This is a genomic window from Kitasatospora sp. NPDC093679 (assembly GCF_040683455.1).
GTDB lineage: Bacteria > Actinomycetota > Actinomycetes > Streptomycetales > Streptomycetaceae > Kitasatospora > Kitasatospora arboriphila.
Map to the genome: position 1 here is coordinate 1 of NZ_JBFBDW010000010.1, position 23,567 is coordinate 23,567.

16 protein-coding genes are annotated in these 23,567 nt (G+C 71.4%); all 16 read right to left on the reverse strand.

Going from position 1 to position 23,567, the window contains the following annotated elements:
• Window positions 1-776: dipeptide/oligopeptide/nickel ABC transporter ATP-binding protein (locus tag AB0O09_RS10960; RefSeq protein WP_363541267.1), on the reverse strand; the 776-nt coding region annotated here is incomplete at its 3' end.
• Window positions 766-1,848 (reverse strand): ABC transporter ATP-binding protein, encoded by a 1,083-nt coding sequence (locus AB0O09_RS10965; RefSeq protein ID WP_363541269.1) that lies wholly within the window; start codon window positions 1,846-1,848, stop codon window positions 766-768. The genes AB0O09_RS10960 and AB0O09_RS10965, both read right to left, overlap by 11 nt.
• Window positions 1,849-1,866: 18 nt before the next feature.
• Entirely contained in the window at window positions 1,867-2,787 is a 921-nt protein-coding gene (locus AB0O09_RS10970; RefSeq protein WP_363541433.1) for an ABC transporter permease, read from the reverse strand.
• Window positions 2,788-2,887: 100 nt separating this feature from the next.
• Window positions 2,888-3,811, reverse strand: a complete 924-nt coding sequence (locus AB0O09_RS10975; protein ID WP_363541271.1) for an ABC transporter permease — start codon at window positions 3,809-3,811, stop codon at window positions 2,888-2,890.
• A gap of 67 nt (window positions 3,812-3,878) precedes the next feature.
• On the reverse strand, window positions 3,879-5,519 hold the full coding sequence (locus tag AB0O09_RS10980) for an ABC transporter substrate-binding protein (RefSeq protein WP_363541273.1): 1,641 nt from the start codon (window positions 5,517-5,519) through the stop codon (window positions 3,879-3,881).
• A 151-nt stretch (window positions 5,520-5,670) separates the two neighbouring features.
• Window positions 5,671-6,693, reverse strand: a complete 1,023-nt coding sequence (locus AB0O09_RS10985) for a dipeptide ABC transporter ATP-binding protein (RefSeq protein WP_363541275.1) — start codon at window positions 6,691-6,693, stop codon at window positions 5,671-5,673.
• Window positions 6,686-7,732 (reverse strand): ABC transporter ATP-binding protein, encoded by a 1,047-nt coding sequence (locus AB0O09_RS10990; protein ID WP_363541277.1) that lies wholly within the window; start codon window positions 7,730-7,732, stop codon window positions 6,686-6,688. Before AB0O09_RS10990 ends, AB0O09_RS10985 begins: the two co-directional genes overlap by 8 nt.
• A 19-nt stretch (window positions 7,733-7,751) precedes the next feature.
• Window positions 7,752-8,693 (reverse strand): ABC transporter permease, encoded by a 942-nt coding sequence (locus tag AB0O09_RS10995; protein ID WP_363541279.1) that lies wholly within the window; start codon window positions 8,691-8,693, stop codon window positions 7,752-7,754.
• A complete protein-coding gene (locus AB0O09_RS11000; protein ID WP_030273527.1) occupies window positions 8,686-9,630 on the reverse strand; it encodes an ABC transporter permease in 945 nt (314 codons plus the stop codon). The genes AB0O09_RS10995 and AB0O09_RS11000 overlap by 8 nt, the downstream gene beginning before the upstream one ends.
• Before the next feature lie 86 nt (window positions 9,631-9,716).
• Window positions 9,717-11,354, reverse strand: a complete 1,638-nt coding sequence (locus AB0O09_RS11005; protein WP_363541281.1) for an ABC transporter substrate-binding protein — start codon at window positions 11,352-11,354, stop codon at window positions 9,717-9,719.
• 430 nt (window positions 11,355-11,784) lie between these two features.
• On the reverse strand, window positions 11,785-13,689 hold the full coding sequence (gene typA, locus AB0O09_RS11010; RefSeq protein WP_263103818.1) for a translational GTPase TypA: 1,905 nt from the start codon (window positions 13,687-13,689) through the stop codon (window positions 11,785-11,787).
• Between the two features lie 245 nt (window positions 13,690-13,934).
• Window positions 13,935-15,683, reverse strand: a complete 1,749-nt coding sequence (locus tag AB0O09_RS11015; protein ID WP_363541283.1) for an ABC transporter family substrate-binding protein — start codon at window positions 15,681-15,683, stop codon at window positions 13,935-13,937.
• A 133-nt stretch (window positions 15,684-15,816) separates the two neighbouring features.
• Window positions 15,817-18,219 (reverse strand): SpoIIE family protein phosphatase, encoded by a 2,403-nt coding sequence (locus AB0O09_RS11020; protein ID WP_363541434.1) that lies wholly within the window; start codon window positions 18,217-18,219, stop codon window positions 15,817-15,819.
• A gap of 639 nt (window positions 18,220-18,858) precedes the next feature.
• Window positions 18,859-21,612, reverse strand: coding sequence for a SpoIIE family protein phosphatase (locus tag AB0O09_RS11025; protein ID WP_363541284.1), 2,754 nt, complete (start codon window positions 21,610-21,612; stop codon window positions 18,859-18,861).
• A gap of 350 nt (window positions 21,613-21,962) precedes the next feature.
• Window positions 21,963-22,547, reverse strand: coding sequence for a (deoxy)nucleoside triphosphate pyrophosphohydrolase (locus AB0O09_RS11030; RefSeq protein WP_363541285.1), 585 nt, complete (start codon window positions 22,545-22,547; stop codon window positions 21,963-21,965).
• Window positions 22,548-22,673: 126 nt separating this feature from the next.
• Window positions 22,674-23,486 (reverse strand): methyltransferase domain-containing protein, encoded by an 813-nt coding sequence (locus AB0O09_RS11035; RefSeq protein ID WP_363541287.1) that lies wholly within the window; start codon window positions 23,484-23,486, stop codon window positions 22,674-22,676.
• Window positions 23,487-23,567 lie beyond the last annotated feature (81 nt).

The following is a 23,567-nucleotide window of genomic DNA, read 5'->3' on the forward strand; positions in this document are numbered from 1 at the left end:
ATCTTGCCGAGGTACATCACGCCGACCCGGTCGGAGATGTGCCGCACGATCGAGAGGTCGTGGGCGATGAACATGTACGACAGGCTGAACTCGTTCTGCAGCTTCTCCAGCAGGTTGATCACCTGCGCCTGGACGGAGACGTCGAGGGCGGAAACCGGCTCGTCGCAGATGATCACCTCGGGCTTGAGCGCGAGGCCGCGGGCGATGCCGATGCGCTGGCGCTGGCCGCCGGAGAACTGGTGCGGGTACCGGTTGATGTACTCCGGATTCAGACCGACCACGTCCAGCAGGTCCTGCACCGCCTTGCGCCGGTCGCCCTTGGGCGCCACCTCCGGGTGGATCTCGAAGGGCTCCCCGATGATGTCGCCGACCGTCATCCGCGGGTTCAGCGAGGTGTACGGGTCCTGGAACACCATCTGGATGTTGCGCCGGACGTGGTGGAGGGCCGTGCCCTTGAGGTGGGAGATCTCCTCGCCCTTGAACCGGACGGAGCCGCTGGTGGCGGGCTCCAGGTTCATCAGCACCTTGGCGAGCGTCGACTTGCCGCAGCCGGACTCGCCGACGATGCCGAGGGTCTCGCCCTGCATCAGGTCGAAGGAGACCCCGTCGACGGCCTTCACCGCGCCGATCTGCTTCTTGACGATGATGCCCTGGGTCAGCGGGAAGTGCTTGACCAGGTCCCGCACCTGCAGGATCGGCTCGCCGCGGGGCACCTCCCGGGCGAAGGCGGCGTCCTCGGGCACGGCCTCCACCGTTCCCGCCCCGTCAGACGTCATGGAGGGTCTCCTTCCAGAAGAAGCACGCGCTGCCCCGCCCCGGCAGGGGCGCACCGGTGTCGGCGGTGACCTCGAAGAGCTCGGGCTCCTCCCGTCGGCAGATGTCCTGGGCCCGCGGGCAGCGCGGGTTGAAGGCGCAGCCCTTGGGGATCCGCAGCAGGTTGGGCGGCAGGCCCTTGATGGCGTAGAGCTCCTGGCCCTTCTGGTCCAGGCGCGGGATGGAGTCGAGCAGGCCGCGGCTGTAGGGGTGGGCCGGGTTCTTGTAGAGGTCGTGGACGGGGGCGGTCTCGACGATCCGGCCGGCGTACATCACGGCGATCTTGTCGGCCACGTCGGCGACCACGCCGAGGTCGTGGGTGATCAGGATCAGACCCATGTTGTACTCGGCCTGGAGCTCCGCCAGCAGGTCCATGACCTGCGCCTGCACGGTCACGTCCAGCGCGGTGGTCGGCTCGTCCGCGATGATCAGGTCCGGTTCCAGGGCCAGCGCCATGGCGATCATGATGCGCTGGCGCATGCCGCCGGAGAACTGGTGCGGGTAGTCGTTGACGCGTTCCTTGGCGGCCGGGATCCGGACGCGCTCCATCAGCTCGATCGCCTTGGCCTTGGCGTCCTTGCGGGAGGCCCCGCGGTGCACCCGGTACATCTCGCCGAGCTGCGTGCCGACCGAGTGGACGGGGTTCAGTGCGGACAGCGCGTCCTGGAAGATCATGGCCATCTGTTCGCCGCGGATCTTCCGGCGCTCCTCCTTGCCGAGCTTGAGCAGGTCGCGGCCCTTGAAGACGATCTCGCCGCCGGTGACGTAGCCGGGCGGGCTGTCCAGGATGCCCATGATGGCCTGGGCGGTCACCGACTTGCCGGAGCCCGACTCGCCCAGGACGGCGAGCGTCTCGCCGGCGGCGACGGAGTAGTTCACGCCGTTGACGGCCTTGGCGACGCCGTCGCGGGTGCGGAACTCGACCTGCAGCCCGCGCACGTCGAGCAGGACGTCGCCGGCCGGGCTGCCGGCACCGGACGCCTGGGGATCGATCCGGATGGCTCCGGCGTCGTCGTCGCTGTTGCCGCTGTTCATGGTTGGTGGGGGCCCCTCTCAGCGCAGCTTCGGGTCGAGTGCGTCGCGGACGGCGTCGCCGAGCATGATGAACGCCAGGACGGTGATGCTCAGGGCACCGGCCGGGTAGAGCAGCATGTGCGGGGCGTTGCGGAAGGTCGCCGAGGCCGAGGAGATGTCGATGCCCCAGGAGACGGTCGGCGGCTTGAGGCCGACGCCGAGGAAGCTCAGGGTGGCCTCCAGGGCGATGTAGGTGCCGAGCGCGATGGTGGCCACGACGATGATCGGGGCCACCGCGTTGGGCAGGATGTGCCGGAGCATCAGCCTGGAGTTGCTCGCGCCGAGGGCCCGGGCCGCGGTGACGTAGTCCTGCTGTTTCGCGGTGATCACGGCGCCTCGGCCGATGCGGGCGATCTGCGGCCAGCCGAGGACCACGATGAAGGCGACCACGATCCAGATCGACCGGCTCGGGATGACCGAGAGGAAGACCAGGCCGCCGAGCAGGATCGGGATGCCGAAGAAGATGTCGGCGACCCGGGAGATGACCGAGTCGGACCAGCCGCCGAGGAAGCCGGCCAGGCCGCCGAGCGTGGTGCCGACCAGGGCGGCGCCGACGGTCGCGCAGACGCCGACCGTGATGGAGGCGCGGGCGCCGTACACGGTGCGGGCGTAGACGTCGCAGCCCTGCCCGTCGAACCCGAAGGGGTGGCCGGACTCGGAGCCCTGCTGGGCCTTCGAGAGGTCGCACTTCAGCGGGTCGGTGGAGGTGAACAGCCCGGGCCAGATCGCCATGATCACCAGGAAGACGATGAGCAGTCCGGAGATGATGAAGATCGGGTTGCGGCGCAGGTCCCGCCAGGCGTCCTGCCAGAGGCTGCGCGGCTTGACGCGGTCGTCGGCAGCGGCGATCTCGGGCTCGTCGTCGAGGCGTTCGTTCTTGATTAAAGTCTGCGCTTCCATGGTGCCGAGGTCGAAGGTCCGGCTCTCGATGGCACTCTGGATCTCTTCTTCCTCGGTGCCGGCGTCCGCGAGCGGGTCCGCTTTGTTGTACTTCTCCTGGTCAGGCATAACGGATCCTCGGGTCCAGGACCGCGTAGAGCAGGTCGACGAGCAGGTTGGCCGCCAGGTAGATGATGATCAGGACGGTCACGAAGCCGACGACCGTGGCCGTGTTCTGGCGGACGATGCCCTGGTAGAGGTAGAAGCCCACGCCGTGGATGTTGAAGATCCGCTCGGTGACCAGCGCGCCGCCCATGAGCGCGCCGAGGTCGGCACCGAGGAAGGTGACGACCGGGATCAGCGAGTTGCGCAGCAGGTGGTTGATCGTCACCCGGCGGCGCGGTAGGCCCTTGGCCGTCGCGGTGCGCACGAAGTCGGCCCGGGAGTTCTCGGCGACGGTGGTGCGGGTGAGGCGGGCGACGTAGGCGAGCGACACGGAGGCGAGCACGATGCCCGGTAGCAGCAGCGACTCGAAGGTGAGGTCCTCGCCTGCGGTGGCGGGCAGGATGCCCCACTGCACGCCGACCAGGTACTGGAGCACGTAGCCGGTGACGAAGGTGGGGATGGAGATGACGACCAGGGTGAAGATCAGCACCGTGTTGTCCGACCAGCCGCCGCGGCGCAGGCCGCTGATGAGGCCGAAGCCGATGCCGAAGATCACCTCGATGGTGAAGGCCACCGCGGTCAGCTTGATCGTCGCCGGGTAGGCGGTGGCGAGCAGCGAGGTGACCGACTGCCCGTTGAAGGTGGTGCCGAAGTCCCAGCGGAACAGGTTCCCCATGTAGATCAGGTACTGGAGCCACAGCGGCTCGTCCAGGTTGTACTGCTTGCGGATCTGCTCGGCGACGACCGGGTCGGGGGCCCGATCGCCGAAGAGGGCGTTCACGGGGTCGCCGAGCGCGTGGACCATCACGAAGATGAGGAAGGTGCTCCCGAGGAACACCGGGATCATCTGGAGCAGGCGTCGGATGACGTAGCGTCCCATGCGAACCTCCAGGGGGCCGCCGGAAGGGCGGCTGCCGGGGCCGTGCGGCCCCGGCAGCCGCTGCCGACTACTTGACGGTGATCTGGTCGTAGACCGGGACGCTGAACGGGTTGAGCAGGACGTTGGTGACGCGGGAGGACCAGCCGACGGTGCCGTTCTGGTACCAGAGCGGGATCGCGGGCAGGTCGGTGGCGAGCAGCTTCTCGCCGTCCTGGAACTGGCTGATCGCCGCGGACTTGTCCGAGTTGGCGTTGGCCTGGTTGACCAGGGAGTCGAACTGCGGGTTGCTGTAGCCGGAGTCGTTCGAGGAGGCGCCGGTGGTGTACACGGGCTGCAGGAAGTTCTGGATCAGCGGGTAGTCCATCTGCCAGCCGGTGCGGAACGGGCCGGTCATCTTCTTGGTGGTGACCTGGTTGCGGAAGTCCGCGAAGGTGCCGATCGGGTTGCCGACGCACGCGCTGGTGTTGCCGAGGGCGTTGTTGATGCTGTTGCAGACGGCGTCGACCCACTCCTTGTGCGGGCCGTCGGCGTTGTAGGAGATGGTGAGCTGGCCGCCGGGGATGCCGCCGCCCTCCTGGACGAGCTGCTTGGCCATGGTCGGGTTGTAGGTGCAGGCCTGGCCGCAGATGCCCTCCTTGAAGCCGCCGGCGGCGCCGAGCACCGGGGAGGTCCAGTCACTGGCGGGGGTGCGGGTGTTGTTGAACACGACCTTGGTGATGGTGTTCCGGTCGATCGCCATGGCGAGGCCGAGGCGGACCTTCTGCGCGTTGGGGGTGTTCCAGTTCGCCTGGTACAGCGGGAAGGAGATCGTCTGGATGATGCCGGCCGGGGTGTTGAGGAAGCGGCCGTTGAGGTCGGTCTCGACGGTCTTCAGCGCGCTGTTCGGCAGGCCGTTGTCGACGTCGAGGTTGCCGGCCTGGAGGTCGGCGTAGGCGGCGTTGGTGTCGGTGTAGACCTTGAGGTCGATGCCGCCGTTCTTGGGCTTGTCCGCGCCGGTGTACCCGGAGAACGGCCGCAGCTCCATCTTGGCGCTCTTGGTCCACGAGGAGATCTCGTACGGGCCGTTGCCGATCGGCTTGTTGAGGTAGGCCGCGTGGTCGGAGAAGAAGCTCGCCGGGAGCGGGACGAAGGCCGAGTAGCCGAGGGTCGCGGGCCAGGTGGAGAACTTCTGGGTGAGCGCCACGGTGAAGGTGTTGTCGTCGACGACCTTCAGGCCGGAGAGGGTCTGCGCGGTCGGGTTGCCGGAGGCCGGCGCGACCTGGTCGTAGCCCTGGATGTACTGGAAGAAGCTGCTGTTCAGCTGCTTGTTGGTGGAGAGGGCGCCGTAGTTCCAGGCGTCCACGTAGGACTTGGCGGTCACCGTGGTGCCGTCGCTGAACTTCCATCCCGGCTTGAGCTTGACCGTCCAGTTCTGCTGGTCGTCCGAGGTGATCGACTCGGCGTTGGCGTTGCTCGGTTCACTGGTCTTCGGGTCGTACTGGACCAGGCCGGTGAAGATCATGTCGATGACGGCGCCGCCGTTGACCTCGTTGGTGTTGGCGGGCTCGAGCGGGTTCTGCGGGTCTCCCCACCAGGCGGTCACGATGCCGCCGGTGCCTCCGCTGGCGCCGCTGCCTCCGCCTCCGCCCCCGCTGCTGCCGCAGCCGGTGGCCACCAGGACCACGCTCGTCGCGACGACCACGGCCCAGCGCACTCTGGTCGCAGGCATGAGGCTCCTCCTCTGGGTGTATGACGCATCACACCCCATCGAAGGATCGGGTCATCGGCGGCGCGAGCTGGATACGGCCGGATGGGTGCCCAAAACCCCGCGGGCCCGTGGTGCGCTCGCACCACGGGCCCGCGGAGGGTCGTCAGGCCGGTCAGGAGAGGGCCGCGACGGGCTCGCGCACCGCGGCGAAGTGGCAGGCCGAGGCGTGCTTGGCCGGGCCCTCGCCGATCTCCGGGACGGCCAGCAGCGGCAGCTCGGTGCTGCAGCGCTCCTCGGCCTTCCAGCAGCGGGTGCGGAAGCGGCAGCCGGACGGCGGGTTCGCCGGCGAGGGGATGTCGCCGGAGAGGATGATCCGCTCGCGGCCCTCACGGCCGGCCGGGTCCGGCACGGGGACGGCGGAGAGCAGCGCCTGGGTGTACGGGTGGGTGGCGTGCTCGTAGATCTCCTCGTCGGAGCCGATCTCGACCATCGTGCCGAGGTACATCACGCCGACCCGGTCGGAGATGTGCCGCACGATCGAGAGGTCGTGGGCGATGAACATGTAGGAGAGCTCGAAGTCCTTCTGGAGCTGCTCCAGCAGGTTGATCACCTGGGCCTGGACGGAGACGTCGAGGGCGGAGACCGGCTCGTCGCAGATGATCACCTCGGGCTTGAGCGCGAGGCCGCGGGCGATGCCGATGCGCTGGCGCTGGCCGCCGGAGAACTGGTGCGGGTACCGGTTGATGTACTCCGGGTTCAGACCGACCACGTCCAGCAGGTCCTGCACCGCCTTGCGCCGGTCGCCCTTGGGCGCCACCTCCGGGTGGATCTCGAAGGGCTCCCCGATGATGTCGCCGACCGTCATCCGCGGGTTCAGCGAGGTGTACGGGTCCTGGAACACCATCTGGATGTTGCGGCGGACGGCCTTGAGGGCCGCGCCGGACAGCCGGGAGATGTCCTCGCCCTTGAAGAGCACCTGGCCGGAGGTGGCCCGCTCCAGGTTCATCAGCACCTTGGCGAGCGTCGACTTGCCGCAGCCGGACTCGCCGACGATGCCGAGGGTCTCGCCCTTGTGCAGCTCGAAGGAGATGCCGTCGACGGCCTTGACCGCACCGACCTGCTTCTTGAAGAGGATGCCCTGGTGCAGCGGGTAGTGCTTGACCAGGTCCTTGACCTCCAGGATGGGCTCAGCCATGGAGGGTCTCCTTCCAGAGGTGGCAGGCGCTGCGGCGGCCGGCGAGCTCCGCACCGTCCTTGTCGAGCACCTGGTGCAGCACCGGGATCTCGGTGCGGCACAGGTCGGTGGCCGCGTCGCAGCGCGGGTTGAACGCGCAGCCGGACGGCACCTTGAAGAGGTTGGGCGGCAGGCCCTTGATGGCGTACAGGTCCTCGCCCTTCTGGTCCAGTCGCGGGATCGACCGGAGCAGGCCCTTGGTGTAGGGGTGGGCGGGGTTCGCGTACAGCTCGTGGACGGGGGCGGTCTCGACGATCCGGCCGGCGTACATCACGGCGATCTTGTCGGCCACGTCGGCGACCACGCCGAGGTCGTGGGTGATCAGGATCAGACCCATGTTGTACTCGGCCTGGAGCTCCGCCAGCAGGTCCATGACCTGCGCCTGCACGGTCACGTCCAGCGCGGTGGTCGGCTCGTCCGCGATGATCAGGTCGGGCTGCAGGGCCAGCGCCATGGCGATCATGATGCGCTGGCGCATGCCGCCGGAGAACTGGTGCGGGTAGTCGTTGACCCGCTGGGCGGCGGCCGGGATCCGGACGCGGTCCATCAGCTCGACGGCCTTGGCCTTGGCCTCCTTCTTGGAGGCGCCCTCGTGCACCCGGAACATCTCGCCGAGCTGGTAGCCGACGGAGAGCACCGGGTTCAGCGAGGAGAGCGCGTCCTGGAAGATCATGGCGATCTTGCGGCCGCGGATCCTCCGGCGCTGCTCCTCCTTCATGGCGAGCATGTCCTCGCCGCGGTAGAGGATCTGGCCCTGGGTGATCCGGCCCGGCGGCATGTCGAGGATGCCCATGATCGTCTGGGCGGTCACCGACTTGCCGGAGCCCGACTCGCCGAGGACGGCGAGGGTCTCACCGGCGGCGACGGAGTAGTTCACGCCGTTGACGGCCTTGGCGACGCCGTCGCGGGTGCGGAACTCCACGTGGAGGTCGCGGACCTCCAGCAACGGCGTGCCCACGGCGAGCCGGTCGGTCTTCTTGGTCTCGATGGCGGTGGTCATCCGATCGTCACCCCTTCTCTCAGCGCAGCTTCGGGTCGAGGGCGTCGCGGACCGCGTCGCCGACCATGATGAAGGCCAGCACCGTGACGCTCAGCGCCGCGGCCGGGAAGAGCAGCACGTGCGGCGCCTCCAGGAAGCGGTTCGAGGCGTCGCTGATCATCAGGCCCCAGGAGATCTGCGGCGGCTGCACACCGATGCCGAGGTAGGAGAGCGCGGCCTCGGCGCCGATGTACACGCCCAGGCTGATCGCGGAGACCACGATGACCGGGGCGACGGCGTTCGGCATGATGTGCCGGAAGGTGATCCGCAGGTTGCCCGCGCCGAGCGCCTTGGCGGCCACCACGTAGTCGTTGTGCTTGTTGGCGATCACCGAGGCGCGCATGATCCGGAAGATCTGCGGCCAGCCGAGGGCGGCCAGCACCATCGACACCGACAGCACGTTGCCGGAGCCCCAGAACGACATGATCAGCATGCCGCCGAGCAGCGACGGGACGGCGAAGAAGATCTCGGTGAAGCGGGACAGCACGCTGTCGAGCACACCGCCGACCCAGCCGGCCAGCAGGCCGAGCAGGCAGCCGACGACGGTCACCAGGGTGGTGGTCAGCACGCCGACCACGATGGAGTTGCGGGCCGACCACACCGTGCGGGTGTAGACGTCGCAGCCCTGCACGTCGAAGCCGAACCAGTGCTCGGCGCTGGGGCGCTTCAGCGAGTCCGCGAGGTCGCAGGCGTCGTTGGCGAACGGGCTGCCGCTGGTGAACAGCTGCGGGACGGCCGAGACGACGAGCAGCAGGAGCACCAGGGTCGCGCCGATCACGAAGACCGGGTTGCGGCGCAGGTCGCGCAGGGCGTCGCTCCACAGGCTGGCGACGCGCTCCGGCTTCTGCTTCGGCTCCTGCCCGCCGGCCGCGGCGGCGCTGCCGCTCGGGGCCTCGGGGTCGACGACGATCGTGTCACTCATAGCGGATCCTCGGGTCGAGCACGGCGTACAGCAGGTCCACGAGCAGGTTGGCGACCAGGTAGACCAGCACCAGCAGGGTCACCACACCGACGATGACCACGCCCTGCTTGTTGTAGATGGACTGCGCGAGCAGGCCGCCCACACCGTGGATGTTGAAGAGCTTCTCGGTGATGACCGCACCGCCCATGAGCGCGCCGAGGTCGGCGCCGAGGAAGGTGACAATCGGGATCAGGGCGTTGCGCAGCGCGTGCCGGCCGATGACCCGGCGGCGGCTGAGGCCCTTGGCGACGGCGGTGCGCACGTAGTCGGCGCGCATGGTCTCCATCAGGCTGGTGCGGGTCAGCCGGGCGACGTACGCCAGCGAGGTGGAGGCGAGCACCAGGGCCGGCAGCAGGTAGGCGCGCAGGCCGTCCTCCTCCCGGAAGGAGACCGGGAAGAAGTCGATGCCGTAGTCGTTGCGGAGCTTGACGCCGAGCAGCAGCTGCAGCGCGGAGCCGAGCACGAACACCGGGACGGAGATGACCAGGAGGGTGGAGATCAGCACCAGCTGGTCGAGGAACTTGCCCCGGCGCAGGGCCGCCAGCACACCCGCGGACACACCGATCACGGCCTCGATCGCGAAGGCGACCAGGGCCAGGTTGACGGTGTACGGGAGCGCTTCGCTGATCATGTCGATGACCGCGCGACCTCGCATGTCCTCACCGAGGTTGCCGGTGAAGACCCCGCTGATGTAGTGCCAGTACTGCACCAGGAACGGGTCGTTGAGGTGGTACTTCTCGCGGATCAGCGCGGCGACCAGCGGGTCGGGGCGCTTCTCGCCGGAGAGCGCCTGCACCGGGTCGCCGGGCAGTGCGTTCACCAGGTAGTAGATCAGAAGCGTCGCACCGAGCAGTACAGGGATCGCCTGTATCAGTCGGCGGATGACATAGCGGCCCATCAGACCTCCACACTTTCGGGCAAGGAAGGAGGCGGCCGGCCGGGTCCGAGGACCCGGCCGCCCGCCCCCGGTCGTCTGCTACCGGGTCAGCCGGCGAGCTCGACGTTGGCCAGGTCCATGCGGCCGAAGGCGTCGGTGTCGACGTTCTTCACGGACTTGGTGTACGCGGCGGAGGACATGTTGGTGTACACGGGGATGTACGGCAGGTCCTGGACGAGGACGTCGTCGGCCTGCTGGTACAGCTTCAGGCCCTCCTCCTGGGTCTTCGCCTGGTCGGCCTGGGTGAGCAGGCTCTCGAACTTGTCGTTGACGTAACCGCCGTAGTTCGAGCCCTGGTCGATGGCGACCTTGGAGAAGATCGGGCGCAGGTAGTTCTCGGCGGACGGGTAGTCCATCGACCAGCCCATGCGGAAGGCGCCGGAGTACTGCTTCTCGCCGAGCGAGTCGAGCAGCTTGCCGAACTTCTCGAACGGCTTGGCGGTGACCTCGACGCCGAGGTTCTTCTTCAGCTGGTTGGCGACGGCCTCGATCCACTCCTTGTGGCCGCCGTCGGCGTTGTAGCCCAGCTCGATGGTGTTGTTCGGGACACCGCCGGCCTGGGTGAAGAGCTCCTTGGCCTTGGCCGGGTTGTAGGTGCCGGCCTCGCCCAGGGCGCCCTTGCGGTAGCCGGCCACCAGCGGGCTGATGAAGTCGTCGGCGGGGACGCGGCTGCCGTTGAAGATGGTCTTGCTGATGGCCTCGCGGTCGATGGCCATCGAGATCGCCTTGCGGATCTCCGGCTTGCCGTAGGTGGCCGGGTTGGTGGCGATCGGGAAGCCGATGTAGCCGACGCCGGACTCCGGCTTGTAGATGTAGCGGTCGCCGAACTCCGACTTCACCGTGGACATCGCCGAGGTGGGCAGCTTGTCGGTGATCTGGATCGCGTCGGTGCGCAGGTCGTTGTACGCGGTGTCCAGGCTGTCGTAGATCTTGAAGGTGACGCCCTGGAGCTTGGCCTTGCCGTCCGCGGCCGGGAAGGCGTCGTAGCGCTTCACCTTGATCTGCTTGTTGTGCTCCCAGGAACCGTCCATCTGGAACGGGCCGTTGCCGACCGGCTTCTCGCCGAAGGCCTTGGGGTCGGTGAAGAACGCCTTGGGCAGCGGGTAGAACGCGGTGTAGCCCAGCATGGTCTTGAACTGGGAGAACGGCGCGTTCAGGGTGACGGTGAAGGTCTTGTCGTCGACGACCTTCAGGCCCTTGAGCTCCTTGGCGGTGGGCTTCTTGTCCTTGCCCGGGGCGAGCTCCTCGGAGCCCTCGATCTTGGCGAAGAAGGGCAGGCCCTCCTGCGCGTTGTCCTGGTTGGCGCCGTAGTTCCAGGCGTCGACGAAGGACTGGGCGGTGACCTTCTCGCCGTTGTGGAAGGTGTAGCCGTCCTTCAGCTTGATCGTCCAGACCTTGCTGTCGGCGGACTCGATGGACTCGGCGACGCGGAGCTTGGGCTCGCTGGTCTTGACGTCGTAGTCGACCAGGCCGGCGAAGAGGGCGTTCAGCACCTCGGCGCCCTCGGACTCGGCGGTGTTGGTCGGGACCAGGCCGTGCTGCGGCTCGCCGAGCTGGACGGCGATCGAGCCGCCGTCCTTGGCGGTGGCCTTGTCGCCGCTCGTGCCGGACGTGCTGCAGGCGGTCGCGGCGAGGGCGACAGCGGTGGCGGCCACGATCCACTTGGCCGGGGTTGCTCCGCGCATGGGGAGATGCCTCCTGAGGTGGTTTCAACGCGGAGGCACCGCAGGGGGGATGGCCGGAGTCTTCGCCCCGGCCATGAGGTGCCTCCTCGCCCGAGGTTCGGCGCGCACCCCTGCGCGTGACCCGTGACCCGAGCTCGACTGTCCCACTATCGGACACCGTGAGATGCGGAACTGACCATTACGGATCTCAATTTGGTCACATGCGCGACGAATTGGTTTCACAAATTGGACATTGAGGGCATACCCAACCGGCACCAAACGGACAGTCGTCGCGCATGACGGTCGGTCACGCACGATTACCGGACATCGGCGGTGCTCCGGATACCGGACACCCCGACCGGCCCCGGGCAGACGAAACGGCCGGCTCCCGCCCCCGCGGAGGGGGGTGGGAGCCGGCCGTCCGACGCCGTGCCGAGGCGTACTGCGGGCGTCAGCCCTTCTTGGCGCGCGAGGCGGTGCGGCCGCGCTCCTTCTGGTCCAGGACGACCTTGCGGATGCGCACGGTCTCCGGGGTCACCTCGATGCACTCGTCCTCGCGGCAGAACTCCAGCGACTGCTCCAGCGAGAGCTTGCGCGGCGGGACGATCGACTCGGTCACGTCGGCGGTCGAGGACCGCATGTTGGTGAGCTTCTTCTCCTTGGTGATGTTCACGTCCATGTCGTCGGAGCGCGAGTTCTCGCCGACGATCATGCCCTCGTACACCTCGGTGCCGGGGTCGGTGAACAGCACGCCGCGCTCCTGCAGGTTGGTCATCGCGAAGGCGGTGACCACACCGGCCCGGTCGGCGACCAGGGAGCCGTTGTTGCGGGTCGTCAGGGCGCCGAACCACGGCTCGTAGCCCTCGTGGATCGAGTGCGCGATGCCGGTGCCGCGGGTGTTGGTGAGGAACTCCGTCCGGAAGCCGATCAGGCCGCGGGACGGGACCACGAACTCCATGCGGACCCAGCCCGAGCCGTGGTTGGACATGTTGTCCATCCGGCCCTTGCGGATGCCCATGAGCTGGGTGACGGCACCCATGTGCTCCTCGGGCACGTCGACGGTGAGGCGCTCGACCGGCTCGTGGGTCTTGCCGTTGACCTCGCGGGTGACCACCTGCGGCTTGCCGACGGTCAGCTCGAAGCCCTCGCGGCGCATGGTCTCGATCAGGATGGCCAGCGCCAGCTCACCGCGGCCCTGCACCTCCCAGGCGTCCGGGCGCTCGGTGTCCAGCACGCGCAGCGACACGTTGCCGATGAGCTCGCGGTCCAGGCGGTCCTTCACCTGGCGGGCGGTGACCTTGCGGTCGACCTTGGCACCGGACTTGGCGTCCGCGCCCTTGCCGGAGCCGCCCTTGCCGACCAGCGGCGAGGTGTTGGTGCCGATGGTCATCGAGATGGCCGGCTCGTCCACCGTGATCAGCGGCAGGGCGATCGGGTTCTCGGTGTCGGCCAGGGTCTCGCCGATCATGATGTCGGAGATGCCGGCGACGGCGCAGATGTCGCCCGGGCCCGCCACCTCGGCCGGCTTGCGGGTGAGCGCCTCGGTCATCAGCAGCTCGGAGATGCGGACGTTCTGGATCGAGCCGTCGCGCTTGATCCAGGCCACCGTCTGGCCCTTGCGCAGCTCGCCCTGCTCGACGCGGAGCAGCGCGATGCGGCCGAGGAAGTTGTCGGCGTCCAGGTTGGTGACGTGCGCCTGCAGCGGGGCGGCGTCGTCGTAGGTCGGCGCCGGGACGTGCTCCAGGATGGTGGAGAAGAACGGCTCCAGGCTGGTGGAGTCGGCCGGGACGGTGCCGTTCTCCGGCTTGGTCAGCGAGGCGACGCCGTCACGGGCGCAGGCGTAGACGATCGGGAACTCGATCTGGTCCTCGTCCGCGTCCAGGTCCAGGAACAGGTCGTAGGTCTCGTTGATGACCTCGTCGATCCGGGCGTCCGGACGGTCGGTCTTGTTGATGCAGAGGATGACGGGCAGCCGCGCGGTGAGCGCCTTGCGGAGCACGAAGCGGGTCTGCGGCAGCGGGCCCTCGGAGGCGTCGACCAGCAGGACGACCGCGTCCACCATCGACAGACCGCGCTCGACCTCGCCGCCGAAGTCGGCGTGGCCCGGGGTGTCGATGATGTTGATGGTGATCGGCGCGCCACCGTCCTTGGGGTGGTACTTGACCGCGGTGTTCTTCGCGAGAATGGTGATGCCCTTCTCGCGCTCCAGGTCGTTGGAGTCCATCATGCGGTCGTCGAGCTGCTGGTGGGCGGCGAAGGCGCCGGCCTGCTTCAGCATGGCGTCGACCAGCGTGGTCTTGCCGTGGTCGACGTGGGCGACGATGGCGACGTTACGGATGTCGTTGCGCGTGGGCATGCGGAGCGGAATCTCCCGGTTCGTGGGTTTCGGCGCCCGGCTGCGTGACGCCGACTTGCGATCCCTGTCGATCGCGGCCGCCCGTTCCCGCCTGCTACTACCGGTCCACCCGCCGGGCACACCATGCCACGGCTCCTCCTATGGTACGGGGATTCGTGTCAAGGGCCGAAACGGCCGGTGGCACCGGGTGCAAGATCACATCGCGCCGCGGGACCGGCCGTACCCGTCCGGTGCCCCCGCTCCGGTCAGTCCTGCCGGAAGCCGACGTCCTGGTACCGCGGGGTGGTGAAGCCGTACGCGCCGGCGCCGGCCACCCCGTTGCGGACGGCCACCAGGTCGGGGCGGCGGTAGAGCGGGACGACGTCGGCGAGCTGCCACAGCCGGGCGTCGGCCTGCTGGAGCAGGCCCTGCCGGGCGGCCGGGTCGAGTTCGCCGGCGGCGCGGTCCAGCAGCCGGTCGATCTCCGCGGTGCCGCCGCGGCCGTAGTTGCGGCCGACCACCGGCAGGCCGTCCGGGCCGGGCTGCGGCTTGGCGTACAGCGGCCGGGTGTCGGAGGGGTAGGCGCTGGCCGGCCAGGAGAACAGCGCGAGGTCGAAGTCGCCCTTGGCGAGGTGGTCGGTGACGAAGGTGTCCACGGGGACGGGCTCGGCGGCGACCGCGATCCCGGCCGCGGCGAGGTCGGCGGTCAGCGCGTCGGCGGTGCGGCGGGCGGTGGTGGAGCCGTCCGGGATGAGCAGGGTCAGCGCGAGCTTCTTGCCGTCCTTGCTGCGGGTGCCGTCCGAGGAGGCCCAGCCCGCCCGGTCGAGCAGGGTGCCGGCGGCGGCCGTGCCGAGCGCCCCGCTGTTGTCGCGGTAGCCGTCCTGCCCGGCCACCAGCAGGTGGTTGCCGAGCGGGACGGCGCCGAGGCCGAGCGGCCCGAGCGCGGCGGTGGCGGTCTTCTGCCGGTCGACGGCGCGGGCGACGGCCTGCCGGACGGTGGTGTCGGCCAGCGGACCGCGGGCGGTGTTCAGGGTGAGCTGGGTGAAGGCCGCGGCGGGCGCCCGGTGCAGGGTGAGGCCGGGCAGCGTCTCGGCCCGGTGCAGGGCGTGCGCGGACGCCTCGACCATGGCGGCGGCGTCCGGCGGCGCGGCGGCCGTGGTGCCCTCCGGGACGGCCCGGTCGACGGAGGCGGTGACGGCGGCGACGTCGAGCTCGTCCTTGGCCAGCGCGTCCAGGCGGCCGGCGGCCGGGACTGCCAGGAAGTCGATCTCCTGGGCCTTCGCCGGGTCGCCCCACCAGCGGGGGTTGCGGGTCAGCACGGCGCGGCCGGCGCCCTTGTCCCAGCCGGTCAGCACGAACGGCCCGGCCGAGGTCCGGAAGCCGCCGTCGAGCGGCTGGTTGAAGGCGTCCGCGGTGGACGTCCGGGCCGCCGGGTACAGCGGGGAGAAGAGCGAGCGCCAGTCCGCGTACGGCTGCTTGAAGACCACCTTCACCTCGTGCGGACCGCTGCCCTGCTCGACGGAGGCGATCGCGTCGTAGCCGGCCGGGCGGTCGCTGCGGAAGGCCGGGTCGGCGCCGGACAGTGCCTTCCACTGGGCGGTGAAGTCTGCGGCCGACAGCGGCGAGCCGTCGCTCCACACCGCGGCGGGGTTGAGCCGGTAGGTGACGGTCTGCGGGCTGCGGCCGGCCGGGGTGGACTCGGCGCCGGCCAGGTAGTCCGGGTCGGGGGTGGCGCGGCCGCGGTCGTCCAGCCGGAACAGGCCGGGCAGCAGGGCGCGGGCGATCAGCTCGGAGTCGGCGTCCGCCGCGGGCTGGTAGACGTTCAGGGTGGCCGGGACGGCGTCGACCGCCCAGCGCACGGTGCCGCCGTCGCGGGTGTGCGCGCGGTCCGCGGCGGTGACGTCGGAGGCGGCGGGGCCGTCCTGGGAGCCGCCCGTGCAACCGGCGAGGCCGGCGGCCAGACAGAGGGCGGCGGCCGCGGCGGCGGCCCGGTCGGCGGCTCGGCTGGCGCGCATGCGCTCCTCCGTCGGGGTGTGGCCGGCCCGAGGAATCCGGGAATGCCCCAACGAAAGGCCATCGGCCGCGCCCGCCCGGGGCGACACGGCGCCCGGGCGGACAGATCCACCCGGGCGGCGTAGACCCTCGGGATCAGAGCGCCAGTTCGAACCAAACGATCTTGCCGTTGGGGGTGCGGCGGCTGCCCCAGCGTTCGGCGAGCAGGCTGACCAGTTGCAGGCCGCGCCCGCCCTCGTCGGTCTCCTGGGCCCGGCGCTGCCGGGGCTGCGCGTAGCCGTCGTCCCAGACCTCGCAGAGCACCGTGCGGTCCCGCATCAGCCGCAGCCGGATCTCGCCGCGGCCGTGCCGCAGCGCGTTGGTGACCAGCTCGCTGACCAGCAGCTCGGTGGTGTCGACCAGCTCGTCGAGGCCGCGGTTGATCAGCCAGTCGCAGGACCGCTCGCGGGCCCGGCCGACCGAGGTCGGCTCGGCGGGCAGCCTCCAGTCGCCGACCGAGCCCTCCGGCAGGGCCTGGACCTTGGCCATCAGCAGGGCGATGTCGTCCTCGCCGTGGTGCGGGATCAGCTCGTCGAGCACCTCGTCGCAGAGCTGCTCCAGGTGCTTGGAGCCGTGGGTGAGCGCGGCCCGGAAGGCCCGCAGGCCCTCGTCCAGCTGGTGCTTGCGGGACTCCACCAGGCCGTCGGTGTAGAGGCCGAGCACCGCGCCGTCGGGCAGCGTGATGGTGACCTCCTCGAAGGGCTCGCCGCCGACGCCGAGCGGCAGGCCGGGCGGCACGTCGAGCATCCGGGCCGGTTCGCCGGGGCTGAGCAGCGCGGGCGGCAGGTGGCCGGCGCTGGCGAAGGTGCAGCGCTGGGTGACGGCGTCGTACACGGCGTAGACGCAGGTCGCGAGGTAGACCTCGACGCTGCCCTCGCCGGAGGTGCCGCCGGGGTCGCCGTCGCCGAGGCCGCGGGCGATCTCGTCGAGGGCGCCGAGCACCTCCGCCGGGTCGAGGTCGAGCATGGCGAGGGTGCGCACCGCGGTGCGCAGCTGGCCCATGGCGACGGCGGCCCGCAGGCCGCGGCCCATGACGTCGCCGATGACCAGGGCGGTGCGGCTGCCGGGCAGCGGGATCACGTCGAACCAGTCGCCGCCGACCTCGGTGTTGTTGTTGCTGGGCAGGTAGCGGCGGGCGATCTCCAGGCCGGTGGCCGCCGGGTTGCCCGGGGGCAGCAGGCTGCGCTGGAGGATCAGCGCGCGCTCGTGCTCGCGCCGGTAGAGCCGGGCGTTGTCGACGCAGACGGCGGCGCGGGCGACGAGTTCCTCGGCGATGGCGACGTCCCGCGCGTCGAAGGGCTCGGAGCCGATCGCCCGGGAGAGCTGGACGAGGCCGAGCACCTGGTCGCGGGCGACCAGCGGGACGACCAGGGTGGAGCGCAGCAGCGGGTCGGGGCCGGGCTGCGGGACGACGCTGCGGCCGGTGCGCAGGGCGCGGGCGTGCGGGGAGCGCGGCGGGTAGCAGAGGGTGCCGCCGGCCTCGGCGACCGGGACGGCGCCCAGGCCCTCGCCGAGCACCGAGGAGGCGCCGCCGACGACGCTGGAGACGGCGACGCGGCGCAGTTCGCCGGAGCCGTCGAGCAGGCCGGGGCCGCCGGAGAGCGGGCCGGAGTCGCCGGAGAGGAGCGCGGTGTAGAGGTCGACGGTGGCGAGGTCGCAGAACTGCGGGACGATCACGTCCAGGAGTTCCTTGGCGGTGGTCTCCAGGTCGAGGGTGGACCCGATGTGGGTGCTGGCCTCGTTGAGCAGGGCGAGGCTGCGGCGGACGCCGGCGGCCTCGCGTTCGGCGACGTGCCGGCTGGTGACGTCCTGCACCTGGCCGGCCACGCCGAGCGGGGCGCCGCCGGGGCCGTTCAGCCGGAACAGGGCGGCGGACCAGCGGCGGCGGCCGTCGCGGGTGCCGGCGGCGGGGACGCCGCCGGCGAAGCGCAGGTCGAGGATCGGCTCGCCGCCGGCCAGCACCTTGCGCAGGGCGACCTGCAGCCGCTCGGCCTCGCCGGGGGCGAAGAGCTCGGCGGGGGCGAGGCCGGGGAGGTCCTCGGGGTCGCGGCCGACGCAGGCGGCGAAGGCCGGGTTGACCCGTCGCAGGCGCAGGTCGGGGCCGAAGAGGAAGAAGCCGGTCGGGGTCTGGCCGAAGACCGCCTCGGAGGCGGCGAGGCCGTCCTCGACGGCGCGCAGCCGGCCGACGTCGACGGCGAGGCAGGTGGCGCCGGCGGCGGGGCCGCTGTCGACGGGCATCAGGTAGAGCTCGGCGAGGCCTTCGCCGCCCGCGGTGTCGCGGTAGGGGGTGGTGCCCGTCCACTCCTCGCCGGCGAGGACGCGTTCGAGGCGGGCGCGGCCGCGCTGCCAGTGCTCGCGGGGGACGAGGGTGGTGATCGGGTCGGCGCCGAGGGCGTCGCCGACGGGTACGCCGAAGAATTCGGCGGCGCGGCCGCTCCAGTGGCTGATCCGGCCGTCGGGGCCGATCGCGAAGGTGGCGACCCGCAGGTAGCCGTAGATCGATCCGGGTTCGCCGGGGCCGCGACCGCCGGCGTCGCCGCGCGGGGCGACGCCCTCGTCGTCGGGTGCGCCGGGCTGTCCGGGCACGGCGGCATGACCGCTGCTGCTCGGCGCCTGCGGCGCCGGAATGCTGTTCAACGGACCGACCCCTCCAACCAGTGCCCATCCGGATGTCGAGAAGACCGAGTATTCATCATCCGGGTGCGAGCGCACACGCCCCCGAGCATCACAACATCGAATCGGGGGAGGCCCGCGCGGTGCCCCTTACCCGGCCGTCGCTGTTCGAACCGGCCTGGCCTGCACGGATCGGGCGGTTCGGTCAAGAGCCGGGTCGGACATGGCTGCGTCGTGCACGGATCTGGCAGGATCGATCCGCCGTGTGTCTCGAAAACGCCTACGGATTCGGGCATTTCATCACATGACACAACATCAGCGCCAGCCCGCCGGAACACCCGTCCCGCGGTGTTCCCCCGCAGGTCGCGCGGCGGCTGCGGAGGTGTCGCCCGGGAGCCCGGGGAATCGCGCGGAGCGCGCGCCGAAGTCGGAAAAGTCAGACTTTATGGGTCCGTCTGCCGGACGCCGTCGCCACCGTCCGCACCGGCGCGCCTGCGCCGCGCACGGCCACCGCGGGCGACCGTCCTACTCCTCCGAGTAGTCGCCCTCGGGGTCGTCCGGGGAGAGCTCGAACCAGACGACCTTGCCCATGCCCTCGGCCCGGGCGCCCCAGCGCAGCGCGAGACGGCGGACGAGCTCCAGGCCGCGGCCGCCCTCGTCGGCCTCGGCGGCGTGCCGCTCGCGGGGCGGGTCGGGCAGCGGGTCGCTGATCTCCACCAGCAGCATCTCGCCGAGGGTGAGGCGGACGCCGATCGGTGCGCTGGCGTACCGGACGGAGTTGGTGACCAGCTCGCTGACCAGCAGTTCGGCGGTGTCGGTGAGGTGCCCGGCGCCCCATTCGGCGAGGGTGCCTCGGACGAGGCGGCGGGCCCGGGAGACGGCGGTCGGCTCGGCGGGCAGCGTCCAGCCGGCCGTCGGGGTGCCGGCCTCGCCGTGGCTGAGCCGGGCGAGCAGCAGGGCCACGTCGTCGGGCTCACGACCCTGTTCCATGGTGTCGAGCACGGCCTCGCAGGCCTGCTCGATGGAGGCGTAGGGCTGTTCCAGCACGCTGATCAGCCGGCCGAGGCCGACGTCGAGGTCCTTGTCCCGGGACTCCACCAGGCCGTCGGTGCACAGGGCGAGCAGGGTGCCCTCGGCCACGTCCAGCTCGACCGATTCGAAGGGCACGCCGCCGACGCCGAGCGGTGCGCCGGAGGGCAGGTCGAGGACCTGGCCGACGCCGCCGGGCAGCGGGCCGCCGGCGGCCGGGGCGGGGCCGTCGCCGTCCTTGGGCACCACCAGGACGGGCGGGATGTGGCCGGCCTTGGTGACGGTCAGCCGCCGCCGGACGGGGTCGAAGACCGCGTACACGCAGGTGGCGAGGAGCGCCTCGTCGGGGCCCTGGGCGAGGTCGTCGGCCAGCTCGTGGACGTGCCGCAGCAGGATCTCCGGCGGCAGGTCGAGGGCGGCCAGCACGCGGACGGCGGTGCGCAGCCGGCCCATGGTGGCGGCGGCCCGCAGGCCGTGGCCCATGACGTCGCCGACCACCAGGGCGGTGCGGTCGCCGGGCAGCGGGATCACGTCGAACCAGTCGCCGCCGACCTCGGTGCCGCTGCTGCCGGGGACGTAGCGGTAGGCGACCTCGACGCCGGTGGGCTGCGGGACCTGCTGGGGCAGCAGGGTGCGCTGCAGGGTGAGGGCGGCGGTCCGCTCGCGGGCGTAGAGGCGGGCGTTGTCGAGGGAGCTGCCGGCCCGGTCGGCGAGTTCGACGGCGAAGGCCAGGTCGTCGCGGTCGAAGCCCTCCCGGTAGCCGGCCCGGCTGACCACCAGCAGGCCGATGACGATGCCGCGGGCGCGCAGCGGGACGACCAGCCGGGAGTGCACGCCGAGCTCGTGCGCCGCCTGGGCCTTCGGGTCGCCGGGGTAGCTGAGGTCCTCGGACTCCTCCTTGCCGCTGAGCAGCTCGGGGATGCCGGTGCGCAGCACCCGGCCGAAGGCGGACTCCTCGGTGAAGGTGATCCGGGCGCCGCGGCGGAGCATCACCTCGACCTCCGGGCCGTCCTGGACGGAGGCGGTGCCGAGCTGCAGCAGGGAGGTGCGGCGGTCGTGGCCGTGCCGGGGCAGGTCGTCGCCGTGCGCGACGGCCTGCAGCAGGATGACGGCGGAGTAGTCGGCGAGCCGGGGCACCACGGCGCCGGCGAGCTCCTGGGCGATCCGGGAGGCGTCGAGGAGGTCGCCGATCCGGGAGCCGAACTCGTTCAGCAGGGAGAGCCGCCGGCGGGCGTGCTCGACCTTGGAGACGGCCCGGTAGCGCTCGGTGACGTCCATGACGGTGCCGGAGATGCCGAGCACCCGGCCGGCCCGGTCGGTCATCCGGCTGTAGGAGATCGAGCGGAAGCCGGAGCGGGCGGTGACCGGTGCGGCGAGGGTGACGTCGATGACCGGCTCGCCGGTGGCGAGGACCTGCCGCTGGATGGCGGTGATCTCGTCGGCGGCCCGTTCGGGGAGGGTCTCGCCGGTGGTGCGGCCGACGTGGTCCTCCATCGGGACACCGTTCATCTCGGCGAGGGTGCTGTTGACGGCGGTGTAGCGCAGCTCGGTGTCGAGGACGGCGATGCCGAGCGGGGACTGCTCGAAGAGCGCGTCGCGGACGGCGAGGTCGCGTTCGACGGCGGCGACGGTGCGGGCGTCGGCGAGCGCCACCTGGAGGAAGGGCGTGCCGTCGCCGTCGACGAGCAGTGAGATCCGCACCTCGACGGGGACGTTCACCCCGTCCCGGTCGGAGAGCCGGGTGATGCCGTGCCAGCTGCCGATCCGCAGCGTCTCCTCGATGGCCAGCCGGGCCTGGCCGATCAGCTCGGGGTCGCCGATCAGCTGGTCGATCCGGCGGCCGACCAGGAGCTCGCTGGGCCAGCCGAGCATGTCCTCGGCGGCGGGGCTCCAGAGCACCACCCGGCCGGAGGTGTCGAGGATCGCGATGGCCACCTTGACGACGTCGAAGAGGCTGCCGCGGGCCGGCTCGGCGACCTTGGCGCCGGCGGCGGGGGTGCCGGGGAACGGCAGGATCGGGCGGCCCCGGGGCGAGGCGTTGGGCGGGATGTCGCGGGGCTGCGGTCCGGGCCGGGTCTGCTCGGCGGGGCGGGCGCGGCCGCCGCGGCGCAGCCGGGCGCGGGCGGCGGCGCTGCCTGCTGCGGCGCCGGCGGTGCGGCCGGGCACGCCGGGGGTGGCCGTGCGCTGCGATCCGCGCCGGGGGAGGCGACGGGCCCGCCGCTCTCCCCCGCCGTTTCCCGTGGTCGACACCGACGGCGCCTCCGGCTCGTGGGCTGGGCACCGCGGCCGGGGCCGGGTGCGGGAGGGGTCGGCGGGGCGCCGCCGCGCCCCGCCGATCCCGATGAATTCTGCCGAACTGTGACATACCCCATGCGATGGGTTGATATCCCGGCAAGCGGGTCGACTTTCCGATTCGGCCGCGATCCGGCGGCTGCGGTTCGGCTGCGTGGAGCAATCGGTGGCGGGACGGCCCCGCCGGTCCCGTACCCGGTCCGGGGGCGGCTCAGCCCCGGACCGGCCGACTCCGGTCGGCGGCCCCCGTCGGCGGGCCCCGGGGGGCGCCTCGGGGTGGGCCGCGGCCGGCCGGGCCGGCTGCGGGCTCAGTCCTCGGCGAGCAGCGCGGCGACGTGCGGGAGGACCTCGCGATCGTGGGCGAGCCAGTCGACGTCGTCGAGTTCGCCCGGGCCGAGCCAGCGCAGCTCGGAGTGGTCGGCGAGCGCTCGGGGCTCGCCGGAGAGCAGTTCGGCGGCCCAGATCCGCAGTTCCAGGCCGGCCCGCACCGACCAGCTGCCGGGCAGCGGGCGCAGCGCGCGGGCCCGGATGCCGAGCTCCTCGGCGAGTTCGCGTTCCAGGGCCTGCTCCTGGGTCTCGCCGGGTTCGGCCTTGCCGCCGGGGAACTCCCAGTAGCCGGCCACCTCGGGGGGCGAGTTGCGGCGGGCGGCGAGCACCCGGCCGCGGTGCACCAGGGCGCCGCCGACCACGTACCGGACCTCGGGCCGCTCCGGCTGCGGGGTGGCCGTTCGCTGCGGGGTGCGGGGTTCGACGGCCTCGACCCAGTACAGCTGCTTGTGGCCGCGGGCCTCGAACTCGGCGGCGAGCGCCTCGGCCTCGGCCCGGCCGAGCCCGGTGGCGACGAGGTAGCGGTTGCCGTTGTCGTCCTGTCGCATCACCCGGTGATCGTCCATGCCGCCACCGTAACGGGCCCGGCCCGGTGGGGGACAGGCCGGACCCGTGCGCCGACCGTAGGCCACCATTGCTACCGACCGGTACGGGCCCGGTTAACGGTGGGTAAGACGGCCCCGCACCGCCGCTCAGCGGCGGGCGAGCAGTTCGCCGTGCAGGACGGCGAACCAGCCGTCCGGGTCGGCGGCCCAGCGGCGCCAGCCGGCCGCGATCCGGGCCAGGTCGCCGGCGTCGGCCAGGCCCTCGGCGAGGGCGGTGGCGGCGGTGGCGGACCTCTCGGTGCGCTCGGCCCAGGTCTCGCCCCACCACTGCCGCCGCTCCGGGTCGGCGAAGGTCCAGCTGCCGGAGCCGGCGGTGAGGTCGGTGAACCCGGCGGCGCGGGCCCAGGCGGCCAACCGGCGGCCGGCGTCGGGCTCGCCGCCGTTGGCCCGGGCGATCCGCCGGTACAGCGCGGACCACTCGGCCAGCTCCGGGAGCTCCGGGTACCAGGCCATCGCGGCGTAGTCGGCGTCGCGGACGGCGACCAGGCCGCCGGGTGCGGTGACCCGGCGCATCTCGCGCAGGGCGGCCACCGGGTCGGCGACGTGCTGGAGCACCTGGTGGGCGTGCACCACGTCGAACGCGCCGTCGGCGTACGGCAGCCGGTGCACGTCGGCGACCTCGAAGACCACCGTGCCGATCCCCCGTTCCACGGCGTGCGCGGCGGCCTGCGCGAGCACCTCGGCGGAGGTGTCGACGGCGACCGTCCGGCCGTCGGGGCCGAGCCGTTCGGCCAGGTCCGCGGTGATCGTGCCCGGCCCGCAGCCGACGTCCAGCAGCCGCTGCCCCGGGCGGAGTTCCGGCAGCAGGTAGGCGGCGGAGTCCGCGGCGGTGCGACTGCCGTGCGAGCGCAGTACGGACTCCTGGTGGCCGTGGGTGTAGGCGGCCCGACGGTTCGTCATGTTCGGCTCCTCTCGGCTCCTCACGATGCCGCCGAGCGTAGACCCGTCTCGCTTGACGAGAAATATCGTCCCACTATTCAA